General features: G+C 71.1%; 14 protein-coding genes. 4 read left to right on the top strand and 10 right to left on the bottom strand.

Annotated features, from left to right (window positions below):
• Positions 1–53: 53 nt before the first annotated feature.
• The 5 genes from OV207_RS35525 to OV207_RS35505 form a co-directional block, all read right to left on the bottom strand.
• On the bottom strand, positions 54–2,333 hold the full coding sequence (locus OV207_RS35525; RefSeq protein ID WP_267559549.1) for a caspase family protein: 2,280 nt from the start codon (positions 2,331–2,333) through the stop codon (positions 54–56).
• Positions 2,330–3,193 carry an ActD-like protein gene (locus tag OV207_RS35520; RefSeq protein ID WP_267559547.1) on the bottom strand — a complete coding sequence of 288 codons (864 nt, stop codon included), beginning with the start codon at positions 3,191–3,193 and terminating at the stop codon, positions 2,330–2,332. The genes OV207_RS35525 and OV207_RS35520 overlap by 4 nt, the downstream gene beginning before the upstream one ends.
• Positions 3,190–3,669 carry an RNA polymerase sigma factor gene (locus OV207_RS35515; RefSeq protein WP_193350045.1) on the bottom strand — a complete coding sequence of 160 codons (480 nt, stop codon included), beginning with the start codon at positions 3,667–3,669 and terminating at the stop codon, positions 3,190–3,192. The genes OV207_RS35520 and OV207_RS35515 overlap by 4 nt, the downstream gene beginning before the upstream one ends.
• 196 nt (positions 3,670–3,865) lie before the next feature.
• Positions 3,866–4,474 (bottom strand): hypothetical protein, encoded by a 609-nt coding sequence (locus OV207_RS35510; protein WP_267559545.1) that lies wholly within the window; start codon positions 4,472–4,474, stop codon positions 3,866–3,868.
• Positions 4,475–4,483: 9 nt separating this feature from the next.
• Positions 4,484–5,002: a hypothetical protein gene (locus tag OV207_RS35505; protein ID WP_267559544.1), complete on the bottom strand. Its 519-nt coding sequence runs from the start codon at positions 5,000–5,002 to the stop codon at positions 4,484–4,486.
• 403 nt (positions 5,003–5,405) lie between these two features.
• On the opposite strand from OV207_RS35505, the gene OV207_RS35500 reads away from it, so the two are divergent.
• From OV207_RS35500 to OV207_RS35485, 4 genes are read left to right on the top strand one after another with little or no spacing between them, the layout of a single operon-like run.
• Positions 5,406–6,065: a cobalamin B12-binding domain-containing protein gene (locus OV207_RS35500; RefSeq protein ID WP_267559543.1), complete on the top strand. Its 660-nt coding sequence runs from the start codon at positions 5,406–5,408 to the stop codon at positions 6,063–6,065.
• A gap of 5 nt (positions 6,066–6,070) precedes the next feature.
• Positions 6,071–6,775, top strand: a complete 705-nt coding sequence (locus OV207_RS35495) for a hypothetical protein (protein WP_267559542.1) — start codon at positions 6,071–6,073, stop codon at positions 6,773–6,775.
• Positions 6,772–8,820, top strand: coding sequence for a hybrid sensor histidine kinase/response regulator (locus tag OV207_RS35490; protein WP_267559541.1), 2,049 nt, complete (start codon positions 6,772–6,774; stop codon positions 8,818–8,820). The genes OV207_RS35495 and OV207_RS35490 overlap by 4 nt, the downstream gene beginning before the upstream one ends.
• The gene (locus OV207_RS35485; protein ID WP_420715288.1) at positions 8,813–10,360 is read left to right on the top strand and encodes a response regulator; all 1,548 of its coding nucleotides are present in this window, start codon (positions 8,813–8,815) and stop codon (positions 10,358–10,360) included. The genes OV207_RS35490 and OV207_RS35485 overlap by 8 nt, the downstream gene beginning before the upstream one ends.
• Positions 10,361–10,417: 57 nt before the next feature.
• Here OV207_RS35485 and OV207_RS35480 read toward each other — a convergent pair whose 3' ends face one another.
• From OV207_RS35480 to OV207_RS35460, 5 genes are all read right to left on the bottom strand, one after another.
• Positions 10,418–10,783, bottom strand: a complete 366-nt coding sequence (locus tag OV207_RS35480; RefSeq protein WP_193349918.1) for a helix-turn-helix transcriptional regulator — start codon at positions 10,781–10,783, stop codon at positions 10,418–10,420.
• Between the two features lie 324 nt (positions 10,784–11,107).
• Positions 11,108–12,523 (bottom strand): TolC family protein, encoded by a 1,416-nt coding sequence (locus OV207_RS35475; protein WP_193349919.1) that lies wholly within the window; start codon positions 12,521–12,523, stop codon positions 11,108–11,110.
• Positions 12,523–13,755 (bottom strand): ABC transporter permease, encoded by a 1,233-nt coding sequence (locus OV207_RS35470; RefSeq protein WP_193349920.1) that lies wholly within the window; start codon positions 13,753–13,755, stop codon positions 12,523–12,525. Before OV207_RS35470 ends, OV207_RS35475 begins: the two co-directional genes overlap by 1 nt.
• On the bottom strand, positions 13,752–14,498 hold the full coding sequence (locus OV207_RS35465; protein ID WP_193349921.1) for an ABC transporter ATP-binding protein: 747 nt from the start codon (positions 14,496–14,498) through the stop codon (positions 13,752–13,754). The genes OV207_RS35470 and OV207_RS35465 overlap by 4 nt, the downstream gene beginning before the upstream one ends.
• Before the next feature lie 38 nt (positions 14,499–14,536).
• Entirely contained in the window at positions 14,537–15,847 is a 1,311-nt protein-coding gene (locus tag OV207_RS35460) for an efflux RND transporter periplasmic adaptor subunit (RefSeq protein ID WP_267559586.1), read from the bottom strand.
• Positions 15,848–15,859 lie beyond the last annotated feature (12 nt).

Here is a 15,859-nt window from a genome sequence, read left to right as displayed (position 1 = left end):
CGGGACCGCGCCATCCGCGGTCCCGGTCGTGCGTGGCCGGAGCCCGCCGTTGATCAGATGCGCACGCCCAGCTGGAAGCCCGGCCAGTGCTGCACGCGCCGCGTGGCGGTGATTTCGTGCGAGCGCACCGGCAGCGTGGACAGCTTCGCGAAGCCCGGCTCCCCCCAGGTGAACCAGGCGTTGTAGGTGGGGCCGCCGAACACGGCGAACCGGGACATGACCTGGAAGCCCACCATGGCGCGCACCTGCGTCAGCAGGCTGCTGGAGTCCGCGGCGAAGGGGTCCTTCGTGGACAGCACGTTGCTGCCGGCCGCGTCCACGTCCACCCAGAGGCGCGAGCCCAGCGGGATATGCCCGCCCAGGCCCAGGCCCAGGCTGAAGCGCTGGAAGCGGTCGTCCGGCCCGATGCCCGCGATGAGCGTGGTGTACAGGTGCTTGCCGCCGAACTTCAGCGCCACGTTGGTGAGCTGCAGGTCGCTGCCGAACACCTCCAGGTGGAGCTGGCCCTTCTTCTCGAAGGTGAGCAGGCCCAGCGGCACGCCGCTCACCTCCCGCGACACGTTGACGAGCCCCAGCTGCATGCCCCGCACCGCGCCCGCCACGTTGATCAACCCCAGCTGCAGGCCCTGCACGTCGCCGCCGACGTTGATGAGGCCCAGCTGCATGCCGGTGACGGAGTGCGCGCGGTTGAACGCCACCGCCCCCTGGAGGCCCTTCATGTCCCCCGCCACGGAGTTGGCGCCCAGCGTGAACTGCACGCCGTCGAGCCCTCCGTTCGCGTGGTTGACGCCCAGCGACAACTGCATGCCGGTGACGTCCTGGGTGGCGACGTTGAGGCCCACCGTCGCCTGGATGCCCTGCATCCCGCCCCGCGCGATGTTCGACCCCAGCGACAGCTGCCCCACGCCGGCCACGTCCCCGTTGGAGAGGTTGAGCCCCACCGTCGCCTGGAGGCCGGCCACCCCCGACCGCGCCACGTTGGTGACCAGCGACAGCTGCGCGCCATGGACCTCTCCGCCCGCGACGTTGAAGCCCAGGGACAGCGCCCCGCCCTCCACCTCCGCGTCGTACACGTTGCCCAGGAAGCTCAGCGCCAGCCCGCCCCCCAGCGCCGTGCCGCCGTTGATGACGCCCAGCGCGAAGAGGTTCTCCACCTGCGCGTCGCCGGCCCGGAGCTGGTTGGTGCTCACCGCCGGGATGAGGCTCACGTTCACCGGCAGCCGCACCCGCCCCTCCGGCGTCATCGAAGGCAGCGCCATGCCGCCGCCACCGCCGCGCATCACGGTGGCCTCGCGGCCCACGCTCATGAAGTCGCCAGGGGACAGGGGCGTGCGCACGCCTTCCTTCAGCGTGAAGGCCGTCTCGGACACGCCGCCGTCCAGCTCGCGCCGTGCGCGGTAGGCGCCGGGGGCGAGCCCCAGCTCGGTGGAGCGGCCGGACACCTTCTGCACCTCCACCACCAGCGTGCCCACCGCGTCGCGCACGTACAGCCGGCCCTCCAGCGGCTCGGTGAGGAGCAGGCCCGCGGTGGTGGCGCGCAGGTCGGTCATCACCAGGTCGCCGGTGCCCGCCAGCTCGATGTCGTAGTTGGGGTGCTGCGCGCCGCCCCGCGTGCGCTCCGTGCGCGCGAGCGTTTCGTGGAAGGCGAACTGGTACGCCTCCGTGAGCGTGACGCGGCCGTCGTGGGTGACGTCCGCGGCGCCGCGCAGGCCGGACACCAGGTGGTGGGTGAAGAACGAGCCGCCCAGCCGGTCCGACTCCTGCGACGCCTCGTCCGCGCTGGAGGAGGTGAGGATGGCGTGCCCCTTCACCTGGGTGCCGGAGTCCACGAGGAACGCGGGCCGGGCCACGCCGCCCTTGCGCCGGGCGAACGCGCCGGACGCGCACGAGTCCAGCACCGCGATGCGCACGTCCGCGGGCAGGCCCTTCAGCGCGCGGCGCAGCTCGCCGTAGTCCAGGCGCTGGCCCTTGAGCAGCAGGCCCTCGTCGTCCGAGTGGCCGGAGTAGTACAGCAGCACCTCCACGCGCCGGGCGCCGGAGGTGCGCGCGGCCTCCGCCATGCGGCCCATGCGCTCGAAGCCGGCCAGGACGCCCGCGCGGTCCACGTCCGTCAGCAGCACGCGGTCCTGGGGCAGCACGCCGCCCAGCTCCGACAGCACCTGGGAGAAGGCCCGCGCGTCGGTGTCCGCGTAGCGCAGCTTCACGCGCTCGGGGCCGCCGTCGTTGACGCCCACCAGCAGGGCCAGCCTCCGCACGGCGACGGCTTCGGCGGCGCGCGCATCGTTCACGCCCGCGCACAGCGAGAGCAGCAGGAGCAGCAGGGGCGCTCTCATCGGGAGGACTTCTCCAGGAGGAAGGACGTCTGTCCCAGGCCCACGTCCGCGGGCAGGGACAGCGGCGCGGTGCGCGCCTCGGGGGATGCGGCGAGGACGCGCGCGGCGGACAGCACGCCGTCCAGGTCGAAGGGCGCGTCGGCGGTGATGAGGAAGAAGCGCTCGAAGGCGGGCGCGTCATCCAGCTCGTAGGCGCGGGGCAGCAGGTGCGTGCCGGAGCGCTCCAGCGCGGCGGACGCGGGGCCGCTGTCCGGCTGGTGCACGGTGACGGCGCCGCGGCCGTCCACGGAGAGGATGACGCCGTGGGCCTTGCCGGCGGCGGTATAGGACAGCTGCACCACGTCACCGGCCCGGGCGGGGGCGCCGTCGGTGAGGCGCTCGGTGCCGGCGGCGGCCTGCCGGTGCACGTCGAGCCGAGGCTGGAGGCCCTTGATGCGGGTGGGCTCCAGGACGCCGGTGCCCCCCACCTCCGTCCACGCCTCCCGCGCCTCCCGCCCGTCGGTGGATGACAGGGGCCGCGCGATGACGAACAGGGTCGCGCCCGCGAGCACCGGCACCAGGAGGGGCAGGAAGCGCCACGTAGGGCGCGCGGCGAGGGGCTCCGCCCGGGGTGCGGGCACGGCGACGAGCGCGCCTCCGGGGCCGGAGCGGGCGAAGCGGGCTTTCACCTCGCGCGCCACGACGTCCGGGGGCAGGGCCTGGAGGGTGGCGCGGGAGTCGGCCTCCAGGGCGGCGAGGCGCGAGGGCCCATCGGGTTCCTGGGCCAGACGGGCGCGGGCGGAGGCGAGCTCGTCCGGGGGCAGCTCGCCCAGGGCAATGCGCTCCAGCAGCCAATCCGGGGTGCGGTGGGGGGACGTCATGCGGCCTCCAGCTCCTGCAGGACAGCGGACAGGGCCCGCAGGCGCTTGCGCACCCCGGACACGGACAGGCCCACCTCGCGGGCGGTTTCCTCCAGCGTCATGCCGTCCACCAGGTGGAGCACGGCGATGTCCCGGCTGGACGCGGGCACGCGGCCGAAGAGCCGGTCCAGCAGGCCCCGGGCGGAGGCGCGCGCCTCCAGGTCGCCGGAGGCGGCGATGCGCAGGACCAGCTCATCGTCCCGGTCCTCCGGGCGCCGCTTCGCGCCGCGAAGACGGTTGAGGCACACGCGGGTGGCGATCTGATGCAGCAGGCTGGAAGGCGCGGCGTCCTTCAAGGCGGACTGGTAGCGAAGCAGTTGCACGAACACGTCCTGCATGGCGTCCACGGCCTGCTCCTCGTCGCGCAGCAGGAAGCGGCAGCGCCGGAGCACCTGGGGGCCATAGCGTCGGTAATAGGCCTCCACATCCACGGACACCGCGCACGCCTCCCGGTCGGACCAGGGGAACACCGGTGCCCCGAAATCCTGTCACCGGCTTTTTCAGCCACCGGCGTCCCTACCCCGTTTCCCCCCGCTCCGGCCACCCCACCCCAGGAGCCGGCGCGGTCAGCACGGCCGGTCGGCCCCCCTGGGCTGATGTGAGGGAGCACACCAACCCACCTGGGGACTCGACTCAGCGCCCGTCCGGGGCTGGAGGTCGGGGGTCCAGGCTGCCTGCATCCCCTGGCGGGACCTCGCTTCCGGGGGCGACCGGGAGGCCGCCGTCCACCGGGAGCGCCCCCCTCGTTGGAGGCAGGAGGATGCTCCCCACCCCACCATCCGGCAGCAACACGCCCCGCCAGTCATCGTCCGCGTCCACGCCGTCAACGACACGCCGGAGGATGGTTCCGTCCGCGCGCAGGGCGTACTTCGCACTGGAGTCGAGCGCCGGAAACCGCCTGCCACACGCGGAGGGCTCCTCGTCCACGTAGACGAAGAGGAGCCCCTCCTGCCGGAGGACCCGGTACGTGAAGGACTCGGGCCGACTGTCACAGGAGGTCGCCGCGCTCCCCATGGGAAACAAGTCTCGCGAGACGATCATCAGCGCACGCAGCGTCTCGCCATCCAGCGTGACGGAGACACCGGGCGCACCGACCTGGACGACTTCGACCCCCGTGGACACCGGGAAGTGGACGGTCCGGTCGTCGAGGACGGGGGCCGAAAGGGGCTCGGGCCTCCGGGCACAGCCCGGCAATCCCAACACCAGCACGACCGCGCTCAGCGTCCCGAACCGTCCTCGCATGCAGCCCTCCTACCGCGCATCCAGACGATAGGTGCGCTCATCGAGCCAGGTGACGATGCCATGGGAGTCCTGCCTCCAGCGGTCCCCGGTTCGCGTCCACGACATCATCTCCCGGGTGGCAGGGACGTACTGGTGGAAGCCGTCACACGTAGGGGCATTCGCATCCTTCGACCGCGAGAAGAACGCGATGATGGAGAGCCGGATGGCGCCCTCTCGTGTCAGGATCTCCCAGTCGTGGACGCTGGCCATCGCTTCGATGAAGCGAAGATCCCGTGCGGAGAGCCGCGTTCCGAAGGGGTGGTTGTGCAACGCGAAGATCTGCTTGAGGGTTCCGGCCGCATAGCGGGAATCCTCCACGAAGGCAGGCAGCGCGCAGCTGCGCATGCCACGCACTCCGTCCCCCGGACGGGACGAATCCGACAACATGCTCATCTCGTAGTGTCCCTCCGGCGTGACGTAGAGCCAGGCGCAGTACTCCGTGGCCGCGCGCAGGGCCACCTCGGGTTGCGCCTCCTGCAGATGGACCACCGTGGCGTTCGGCTTGGAAAGGATGAGCGGACATGCGGCCGTCAGCGCATCGGCGGCGAGGGCATGGGGTCCGAAGTTCTTCAGGGGTCCAGGGATGGAGTCCCGCGACGCACCGGGACCTGGCCGCCAGACCCCTTCCACTGCGGGAGCCGGCGCGCATCCCAGCAGGCCCACCCCGCACATCGTCCGCAAAACCCTTGAAAAACAGTGAATCACTTGGCGCCCCCACCATGACGCCCTCCAGCGTCGCAACACCGTCATTCCCTCGCACAGCAAGCAGAAAGGCTTCCGCTTGCTTCGGATGGCCGCCAAGTGTCGGGTTCTCGATGCGAGCGCGGGCCCCAGGGTTTATGCAAAGCAGGTTCCCCCCTACCCTGCCCCGTCCTCCCGGGAAGCCGATTCCGTGATCCACCAGACCCCTGCCATCGACTCGTTGCGGGAGCGCTACCTCGCGGCCCAGCTCTCTGGAAACCGCCAGGAGGCGCTGCGCCTGCTGGTGGATGAAGGCCTGCTGTGCGGCGTCCCGCTCCAGGACCTGCACCTGGAGGTCATCCAGCGGGCCCAGTACGAGATCGGCCGGCTCTGGCAGGAGAACCGCATCTCCGTGGCCCAGGAGCACATGGCCACCGCCATCTCCCAGTTCGTCCTGGCGCACCTGTACCGCCACCTGCCCCGCGACCCGTCCAACGGCAAGGTCGTGATGATGGCGTGCGTGGAGGGCGAACTGCATGAGGTGGGCGCGCGCATGGCCAGCGACTTCCTGGAGATGGCCGGCTTCGACGTGCGCTTCATCGGCGCCAACGTGCCCGCCGACCACCTGGCCCGGCTGGTGAGGGAAGCCCCTCCGCACCTCCTGGCCCTCTCCGTCACCATGCCCTTCCACATGCCCCAGGTGCGCGAGGCCGTCTCCAAGGTGCGGACGGTCGCCCCGCGGCTGCCCATCGCCGTGGGCGGACTCGCCTTCGACTGGGGCCCCGTCCTCCAGGAAGAGCTGAGCGTGGCCTTCTTCGGCAAGAGCGCCCGCGAGCTCGTCTCCGCCGCCTGCCGCACCCTGGGGGTCTGAACACCATGCCGCCCGTGAGCCAGACCCTCGACGCCCGGATGCAGGCCATCGCCACCGCGTCCGCCCAGCCCCTGTACGCGGACCCCTTCTGGAGCGCCCGCTACGGTGAGCAGCGCGCCCGCCGCTTCGGCGACGAGGACGCCGTCTTCCACGTGCGCTACCTGGTGCAGGCGCTGGACGCCGGCCGCCCCGCCATCCTGGAGGACTACGCCCGCTGGCTGCGCACCCTGCTCGTCACGCGCGGCATGTGTTCGCGGCACCTGGACCAGCACTTCCAGGGCCTCCTGCTCGCCCTCCAGGCGGAGGGCCTTGGCCCGGACACCCTGCCCGGCATCTATGTGCAGGCCGCCCGGGACGCCCTGCGCCACCCCACGGGGGCGGCCGGCCGGTTGGAGGACGCCGCGCCCGCGGTCGTGGAGGCCGTGGCCCAGCGGCTCAAAGGCGAAGCCGGCCCCGAAAACCGCACGCGCCTGGAAGAAGAGACGCGCCTTCACCTGTCCTATCTCTCGGACGCGCTGGCCCTGGAGCGCGCCGACCTGTGGGAAGCCCACCTCCAGTGGTACGAGGGCTTCTGGCCCCAACGGGGGCTCGCCCCCCTGACCTTTCCCCACCTCCTGGGCGCCCTCAAGGCGGCCCTGGGACCCGAGCACGCGGAGGCGCGGACGTTGCTCGCGCGTGCGCCCGTTTCATGGGAGGAGCTTCCCTCATGATGCACTTGGATGACCGCGGCCCTGGGATCTTCGAATCCCTCAGTCGCGAGCTGGCCCTGGCCTGTGACGCGCAAGGCACGGTGGTCTGGCATGACGAGCGCGCCGCGCGCCTCCTGGGCCTCAAGACGGGGCAGAGCCTGCACAGCCTCGCCAGCGCCGGCAGCGAGGGCAAGGTGGAGAAGCTGCTCGTGCAGGCGCGCGACGAGGCGGTGGATGGCTGGGAGCTCATCTTGGTGCGCGACCAGAAGCCGACCACCTTCGCCTTCCGCGCCCGGCCGCACGAGGGCGGCGTGGCCCTGGTGGGCAGCCTGGTGCCGGAGGACTACGGCGCCGCGCTCACCCAGGTGAGCACCACGCTGGGGGAGCTGACCGCGCTGCACCGTGAGACGGCCCGCCAGCAGTACGAACTCAAGCTGCGCGCGGAGGAGCTGTCCCGCCTCAACAAGGAGCTGGAGGAGTCCAACAAGGGCGTGCGCAGCCTGCACGCCGCCCTGGACGAGAAGGCGGAGAGCCTCCAGCGCGCCTCTGAAATCAAGAGCCGCGTGGTGGCCAACGTCAGCCACGAGTTCCGCACGCCGCTGCACTCCATCCTGGGACTGTCCAAGGTGCTGCTCAACCCGCTCAACGGCAATCTCGCGCCGGAGCAGGAGAAGCAGGTCCAGTTCATCCGCAGCTCCGCCGAATCGCTGTTCGAGCTGGTCAACGACCTGCTCGACCTGTCCAAGGTGGAGTCGGGCAAGACGACGCTGCGCCACAGCCACTTCGCGGTGTCCGACTTCATGAGCGCGCTGCGCGGCATGACCCGGCCGCTGCTGCCGCCCGACTCGCAGGTGGCCCTCAACTTCGAGTCGCCGCCGGACGGCCTGGAGATGGAGACGGACGAGGCCAAGCTCAGCCAGGTGGTGCGCAACCTCATCTCCAACGCGGTGAAGTTCACCGAATCCGGCTCCATCACCGTGGCCGTCGCCCCCGGCCCGCACGACACGGTGGAGATCACCGTGAAGGACACCGGCATCGGCATCGCGCCGGCGAACCACGAGCGCGTCTTCGAGGAGTTCATCCAGGTGGACAGCCCGCTCCAGCGTCAGGTGAAGGGCACCGGCCTGGGCCTGCCGCTGGCGCGCAAGCTGACGGAGCTGCTGGGTGGCTCGCTGGGCGTGAAGAGCACGCTGGGCGAAGGCGCCACCTTCACCGTCGTCCTGCCGCGCGTCCACGTGGAGGTGTCGGAGATGACGGGGCTGGCGCTGCGCAGCCAGAGCCTGGACCCCTCGCGGGCGCCGGTGCTGGTGCTGGAGGACGACCGCCAGACGCTGTTCCTCTACGAGAAGTACCTGGCGCGCTCCGGCTTCCAGGTGCTGCCGGTGCGCACGGTGGAGGACGCGCGCAAGATGATGCAGCGGGTGCGCCCCGCCGCCATGGTGCTGGACGTGATGCTGGAGGGCGAGACGAGCTGGAACTTCCTCGCGGAGATGAAGAACGGCGAGCAGACGCGCGACATCCCCATCCTCGTCGTCACCGTGACGGACCGCGAACAGAAGGCCCGCGCCCTGGGCGCCGACGAGTTCTGGCTCAAGCCGGTGGACGAGGTGCGCCTGCAGAAGAAGCTGTCCGCCCTGGCGCGTGTCGGTCCGGTGGAGCGGCTGCTCATCATCGACGACGACGACGTGCACCGCTACCTGCTCAAGCAACTGCTCAAGGACACGCCCTACCAGCTCATGGAGGCCGCCGGTGGCCGTGACGGCGTGCGCCTGGCCCGCGAGCAGGCCCCGCACCTCATCTTCCTGGACTTCATCCTCCCGGACATCACCGCCTTCGACGTGCTGGACGAGCTGAAGGCGGATCCGCGCACGCGCGACATCCCCATCATCCTGCACACGTCCCACCAGTTGCAGGAGACGGAGCGCCTGCGGCTGTCGCGGGAGACGTCCGCCATCCTGGCCAAGCACACGCTGAGCCGCGAGGTCGCCATCACGCGCATCCGCGACGCGCTGACCAAGGCGGGCCTGGGCACCCGGGACCTGAGGGAGACCAACCCCCGTGGCTGAACAGCGAATGGCCACGGTCCTCAACGTCAACGACGACGAGGCCAACCGGTACCTCGTCAACCGCATCCTGGAGATGTCCGGCTACCATGTGCTGGAGGCCGCCACCGGCATGGCGGCGCTCCTCATGGCGGAGAAGCACCGCCCGGACGTCATCGTCCTGGACGTGAAGCTGCCGGACATCAGCGGCTATGAGGTGTGCGCCCGGCTGCGCGCCAACGCCGCCACGTCCGCCATCGCGGTGATGCACACGTCCGCGACGTTCATCACGCCGGACAAGAAGGTGCAGGGCCTGGAGGGCGGCGCGGACGCGTACCTCACCCAGCCCTACGAACCTTCGGAGCTCATCGCCACGGTGCGCTCGCTGCTGCGCCTGCGCCACGCGGAGCAGCAGGCCCGCCTGCGCACGGATCAGCTCATCGAGATGGACCGGCGCAAGGACGAGTTCCTGGCCATGCTGGGCCACGAGCTGCGCAACCCGCTGGCCGCCATCATGACGGCCATCGGCATCCTGGAGCGCAAGGGCCCGGTGGACACCAAGGAGGCGCGGATGCACGGCATCATCCAGCGCCAGACGCACCACCTGGCCCGGCTGGTGGATGACCTGCTGGACGTCAGCCGCATCACCCGCGGCAAGGTGGAGCTGCGCAAGGAGCCGCTGGACCTGGCGGAGAGCTTCCAGCAGGTGCTCTCCATCCTGCGGCCCCGGGTGGAGGGGCGCGGCCTGAAGCTGGAGGTCCGGCTGCCCCGGGCGCCCCTGTGGCTGGAGGGCGACGCCACGCGGCTGGAGCAGATCTTCACCAACCTGCTCGACAACGCGGCCAAGTACACGGACCAGGGCACCGTGTTCGTGGAGCTGCTCCAGGAGGGCGTGGACGGCACCGCGCAGGCGGTGCTGAAGGTGCGCGACACCGGCGTCGGCATCCCGCCGGAGAAGCTGCCCGGCGTGTTCGACCTGTTCTCCCAGGTGGACACGTCCCTGGAGCGCTCCCGAGGGGGCCTGGGCATCGGCCTCACCCTGGTGCGCACGCTGGTGCGGATGCACGGCGGCAGCGTGGAGGCCACCAGCGGCGGCTACGGCGAGGGCAGCGAGTTCGTGGTGAGGCTGCCCCTGCTCCCCCCGGAGCGCATCCCGGTGCTGAGCGGGGCCAACGTCGTGGAGGCGCGCCAGGCGCGGCGCATCCTCCTGGTGGAGGACAACTCGGACGCGCGCCAATCCATGCGCGAGCTGCTGGAGCTGTGGGGCCACCAGGTGGCGGTGGCGCCGGATGGCGTGCAGGGCGTGGAGCTGGCGCTCGCGCACGCGCCGGACGTGGCGCTGGTGGACATTGGGCTGCCGGGGGTGGACGGCTACCAGGTGGCGCAGGCGCTGCGCGCGCGCGTGGGCAACAACATCCGCCTGGTGGCGCTGACGGGCTATGGCGAGCTGGAAGCCCACGCCCTGGCCCTGAAGGCGGGCTTCGACCTGCACGTCACCAAGCCGGTGCGGCCGGCCGACCTGGAGCGCATCCTGTCGAATCTCCAGGGCAGCTCAGGGCCCTGAGGTCGCCGGGGCCCCGCGGCCGCCGGGCGCGGGGATGGCGAACGCGCGCGGCGCGGGCTACCGCCGCGTCAGCGCGTTGGCCACCAGGCCCAGCAGCTTCACCTGGGCGGGATCGAGCTGCCGGACACTGCGCAGCAGCCGGCGCACTTCCGGGCGCTCGGGCGTGGGCGGAGGCGCCTCGCTGGCGCGCGAAGGCGTGACGCCCTGCGCTGCCAGTCCGAGCAGCTCATCCGCCGAGACATGCAGCTCGTGGCACAACTTCAACAGGGTCTGGACGCTGGGGAGCATGCCGCCTCGTTCCAGGCGGCCATACACTTCCGTGGCCACGTCGATCCGCTCGGCCACGTCGGCCTGCGTAAGCTCCATGCGGCCCCGGGCGACCCGTGCGGATGCGCCGATGGTGGTTGCGAGTTTCTTGTCCATGCCTTTGCTTGCCGACCCGAAACGTTTGGCCGACGGCATAGGACGTATAGAGGCAGACAGACAGAACTTGCCGGGTCAGCCTCCCATTGTTCACCCATAGGGTCGCTGCGCGGGAGGTGGACTTTCGGAGTCCGGGCAACCCCGACACCCGGGGCTCTTCTGAGACGGGGCGCCCTCGGAGAATGCCCCGGTTCGGGTCCATCCACACGCTTTTTCGGGCTTGAATGGAGGTGACCCATCACGTTGGAGCTGGCGTTTCCTACGGTGTTCCGGCGTCCTGCCGCCACTGCCTCCCTTCCGGGTTGGCTCGTGTTTTCAGCCAGGCTACCGGGCGGACGCCACCGTGCTCAGCTCCACGGTGCCCAGCGCGCGCGCCAGCTCCGCGCGCGAGGTGGCCAGGTCGTAGGTGGCCTGCACCTGCTGGGCGGCGGCGTTAGTGAAGGCCACCTGGGCGTCGCTCACCTCGATGATGTTGCCCACGCCCGCGCGGTAGCGCCCCTCGGCCAGCCGCAGCCTCTCGCGCGCGTTCACCTGCGCCTCGTCCGCGGCGGTGAGCGCCTCGCGGGTGGCCACCACGTTCAGCCGGGCCTGCTCCACCTGCAGCCGCACCTGCTGGCGCAGCGCGTCCTTCTGCGCCTGGATGTCGCGCAGGTTGGCGTTGGCCTCGCGCGTCTGCGCGTTGACGAGCCCGCCCTGGAACAGGGCCCAGCTCAGCGACAGCCCTCCCGACACGCTCAGCGTGGAGCCGTTGAAGGGGTTCTCCCCCACGTCCGACGCGTTGCCCGTGGCGCTGAGGCTGGGCCAGTGGCCCCCCTTCGTCACCTTCACCTGGAGCTCCTGCGCCCGCACCTGCCGCTCGCGCGCGGCGACGTCCGGACGGGACTCCAGCGCGCGCAGCACCAGCGCGTCCAGCAGCTCGTCCTCCCCCGGGATGGCCGCCACCGTCACGTCCTGCACGGTGTAGTCGGTGGAGCTCTCCACCCCCATGGTCTGGTTGAGCTGCGCCTTCGCGGTGGCGTAGGCGTTCTGCGCGCGGATGAGCTGCACCTGCGCGTTGGCCCTCGCCGTGCGCTGCTGGAGCAGGTCTATTTCGGGCCGGGTGCCCACCTGCACGGAGGCGTTCACCTGGTTGAGGCGGGCCTCCTCGCTCTGGAGCGTCTCCCGCGCCACGCCCAGCAGGGCCTTCTGCGTGAGGACGTTGAAGTACGCGGTGCGCACGTTGCGCAGCACGTCCTGGAGCACCTGCTGCCGCGACTCCTCCTGCGCGCCCGCGTTCTCCTTGGAGATGTTGTAGCGCCCGGAGGTGCGGCCGAAGTCGTAGATGAGCTGGTTGGCGGAGATGCCGCCGCTGAAGCGCCGCGTGGAGTTGGACACCACGGCGGTGTCGCTGCCAGGCACGTTCTGGATGACGGCGCGGTTGCTGGTGCCCAGCGTGTAGTTGGCGTTCGCGCTCACCTGCGGCAGGAAGCTGGAGAAGGACTGGTCCACCCGGGCCCGCGCCGCATCCGTCCCCGCCTGCGCCGAGCGCAGCGTCGGCTGGTGCTCGCGCGCCGCGGCCTCCGCCTCCGCCAGGGAGATGACGCGCCCCTCGGAGGCCGCCATCGACAGGGACTGCTGGACCGGAGCCGGCGTGGTGGGCGCCGCCCCGGGCTGGGCGGCCGGAGCCTGCGGGGCCGGAGCCTGGGCCCCCGCGACCACGGGCAGGACCCACAACGAGAGCGTCAACGGAAGCGCGCGCATCACTCGTACCTCAGGGCATCAATGGGATCCAACAGGCTCGCCTTGCGCGCCGGGTACAGCCCGAAGACGACACCGACCAAACCGCTGAACCCGATGGCCAGCAGCGCCACGTCCGGGCGCACCAGCATGGGCCAGCCGAACTGCGCCGCGAGCAGCTTCGCCACGCCCAGGCCCACCGCCGCGCCGATGATTCCTCCCAGCACCGACAGCGTCAGCGCCTCGATGAGGAACTGCGCCAGGATGTCGCGCGGCCGGGCGCCCACCGCCACGCGCACGCCAATCTCGCGCGTCCGCTCGGTGACGCTCACCAGCATGATGTTCATGATGCCGATGCCGCCCACCACCAGCGACACCGCCGCGATGGCCGCCAGCAGCAGGCTCAGCGTCTCCGTGCTCTGCTGCTGCCCGCTGGCCACCTCCGCCAGGTTGCGCACGTCGAAGTCGTTCGCGTCGTCCTCGCCCAGCCGGTGACGGTCGCGCAACAGCTGCGTCACCTCCGCCTGCGCTCGCGACGTCATGTCCGCGGAGACCGCCTGCACGAACACCGCGCCGGTGATGAACGCGCCCAGGCTCTGCGCCTGCACCTGCCGGCGGAACGACGTGGCCGGCACGAACACCGTGTTGTCGAAGTCCTGGCCCACCGGGGACTGGCCCTTGGGCTTCGTCACGCCCACCACGGTGAAGGGCGTCTTGTTGATGCGGACGACCTGCCCTACCGGGTTGAAGCCCTTGCCATACAGGTTGTCCACCACCGTCTGGCCCAGCACCGCCACCTTCGCGCCCGCCTCGTTGTCCGCGTCCGTGAAGCGCACGCCCTGCGCGATGCTCCAGCTGCGCACGCTGAAGTAGTCCGTCGTCGTGCCGATGATGCTGGTGTTCCAGTTCTGGTCCTCGGAGAACACCTGCGCGTTGGAGCGCATCTCCGGCGCGGCGCCGCGCACGCTGGGCAGCTGCGTGCGGATGGCCTCCAGGTCGTCCCACGTCAGCGTGGGCTGGCTGCCGAAGCCGCCGCGCGCGCCGCCGGAGCGGGACGACCCCGACATGACGATGAGCATGTTGGTGCCCATGGAGTCGAAGACCTTCTGCACGTTGGCCTTCGCCCCGTCGCCAATGGCCACCATGGCGATGACGGCGCCCACGCCGATGATGATGCCCAGCGCGGTGAGCACCGAGCGCGTCTTGGAGCGCAACAGGGCCCTGAGCGCCAGGACGAGCGTCTCCAGCAGGTTCATGTCCCCACCTCTTCCACCGGGACCACCGCCGGCTGCGGCGACTGGCGCTGGTCCTTCACGATGCGCCCGTCCTTCACCACCACCACCCGCTGCGTGTACTCGGCCACGTCCGGCTCGTGCGTCACCAGCACCAGCGTCATGCCTTCCTTCTGGAGCTGCTGGAACAGCGCCATCACCTCCACCGTGGTGCGCGAGTCCAGGTTGCCCGTGGGCTCGTCCGCCAGGATGACGCGCGGCCGGCCCACCAGCGCGCGCGCGATGGCCACGCGCTGCTGCTGCCCGCCGGAGAGCTGCTTGGGGTGGTGGTCCAGGCGCGCGCCCAGGCCCACGCGCTCCAGCGCCTCCTTCGCCCGCGCGCGCCGCTCCTTGGAGGGCACGCCCGCGTACAGCATGGGCAGCTCCACGTTCTCCAGCGCCGTGGTGCGCGCCAGCAGGTTGAAGCTCTGGAAGACGAAGCCCAGGGTGCGGTTGCGCACGCGCGCCAGGCCGTCCCGGTCCAGCCGCGCCACGTCCCTGCCGTTGAGCAGGTACTCCCCGCCCGTGGGCCGGTCCAGGCACCCCAGGATGTTCATCAGCGTGGACTTGCCCGAACCGCTGGAGCCCATGATGGAGACGAACTCTCCCGACTCCACCGTGAAGTCCACGCCCCGCAGGGCCCGCACCTCCACGTCACCCGTGCGGTACACCTTGCTCACGCCCCGGAGCTGCACGACGGGGGGTTGCTGTCTTGTCTCCGCGTCCATGTGCCTCTCCTCCTTCCCCGGATCCAGGTTGCGAGTGACTAGAACGGCCCGCGGCGCATGCCACCGCCCCGGCCACCACCGCCCATGGGGCTCGCCCCCGCGGGAGTCGGAGACGCCGTACCGGCCGGAACATTCTCCGCGGTGATGACGCGGTCGCCGTCCTTCAGCTCGCCCTTCACCACCTCCGTGTACGTGCCGTCCGTCATCCCGGTGCGCACGCTCACGGCGGCGGGCTGGGGCGGCTGTCCCTCCTGGCGGCGCAGCACGTAGAGGGTGCGGGAGCCCTTGGCGCCCGCCGGCTGCCCGGCCTGCGCGGGGGCCCCCTGCGCGGACGCGGGCCGGTAGCGCAGCGCCGTGTTGGGCACGGAGAGCGCCTGGTCCTTCTGTTGCGTGATGATGGTGACGTTGGCCGTCATGCCCGGCTTGAGCTTCAGCTCCGGGTTGGGCACGTCGAGCACGGCCAGGTACGTGACGACGTTCTGCACCGTGATGGCTTCGTTGCGGATCTGCCGGATGACGCCCTGGAAGGCTTCGCCGGGGAAGGCGTCCACGTTGAAGGTCGCCTTCATGCCGGGCTGGAGCTTGCCCACGTCCGCTTCGGACACGCTGGTGTTGATCTGCATCTTGCGCAGGTCCTCCGCGATGGTGAAGAGCACGGGGGCCTGGAGGGACGCGGCCACCGTCTGGCCCACGTCCACGCTGCGCGAGATGACGATGCCGTCGGTGGGCGACACGATGGCCGTGTACTTGAGGTTCACCTCCGCCTCGTTGAGCGCGGCCTGTGCCTGGGCCACGGAGCCCTCCGCGGCCGTCACCTCCGCCTGTCCGCTGGCGGCGGCGGACTCGGCCGTCTCCAGCTCCGACTGGGAGATGAACTGCTGGGCGCGCAGCTCCTTCGAGCGCGCGGCCTGCTTCTTCGTCACGTCCGCGTTGACGCGCGCCTTCTGGAGGTTCGCGCGCGCGGCCGTCATGTTCGCCTTCGCCCGGTCCAGCGCGGCCTGCACCAGCTGCGGGTCGATGCGGGCGATGACCTGCCCCTTCTTCACCTCGGAGTTGTAGTCGACGAACAGCTCCTGGACGCGCCCGGACACCTGGCTGCCCACCTGCACCGTCACCAGCGCCGCCACGGTGCCGGTGGCCGTCACCTTGGACATGAGCTTCCGGGGCTCCGCGGTCGCCGTCTCATAGGTGATGACGTCCGCCTGGCGCGCGGCCCGCACGCGCCAGAATCCCACCAGCGCGGCCACCACCAGCAGCCCCAGCACCCAGGCCCAGCGAGGCACCCGGCGCTTGCGAACCTCGTCCTCTTCCAATGGCACCGGCGCCAGGGCCGGCGCTTCCCGCGGCATCTCGCTCAAGGC

The sequence above is a fragment of the Corallococcus sp. BB11-1 genome (genome assembly GCF_026626625.1).
GTDB lineage: Bacteria > Myxococcota > Myxococcia > Myxococcales > Myxococcaceae > Corallococcus > Corallococcus soli.
This window is presented reverse-complemented; position numbering and strand designations above follow the sequence as displayed.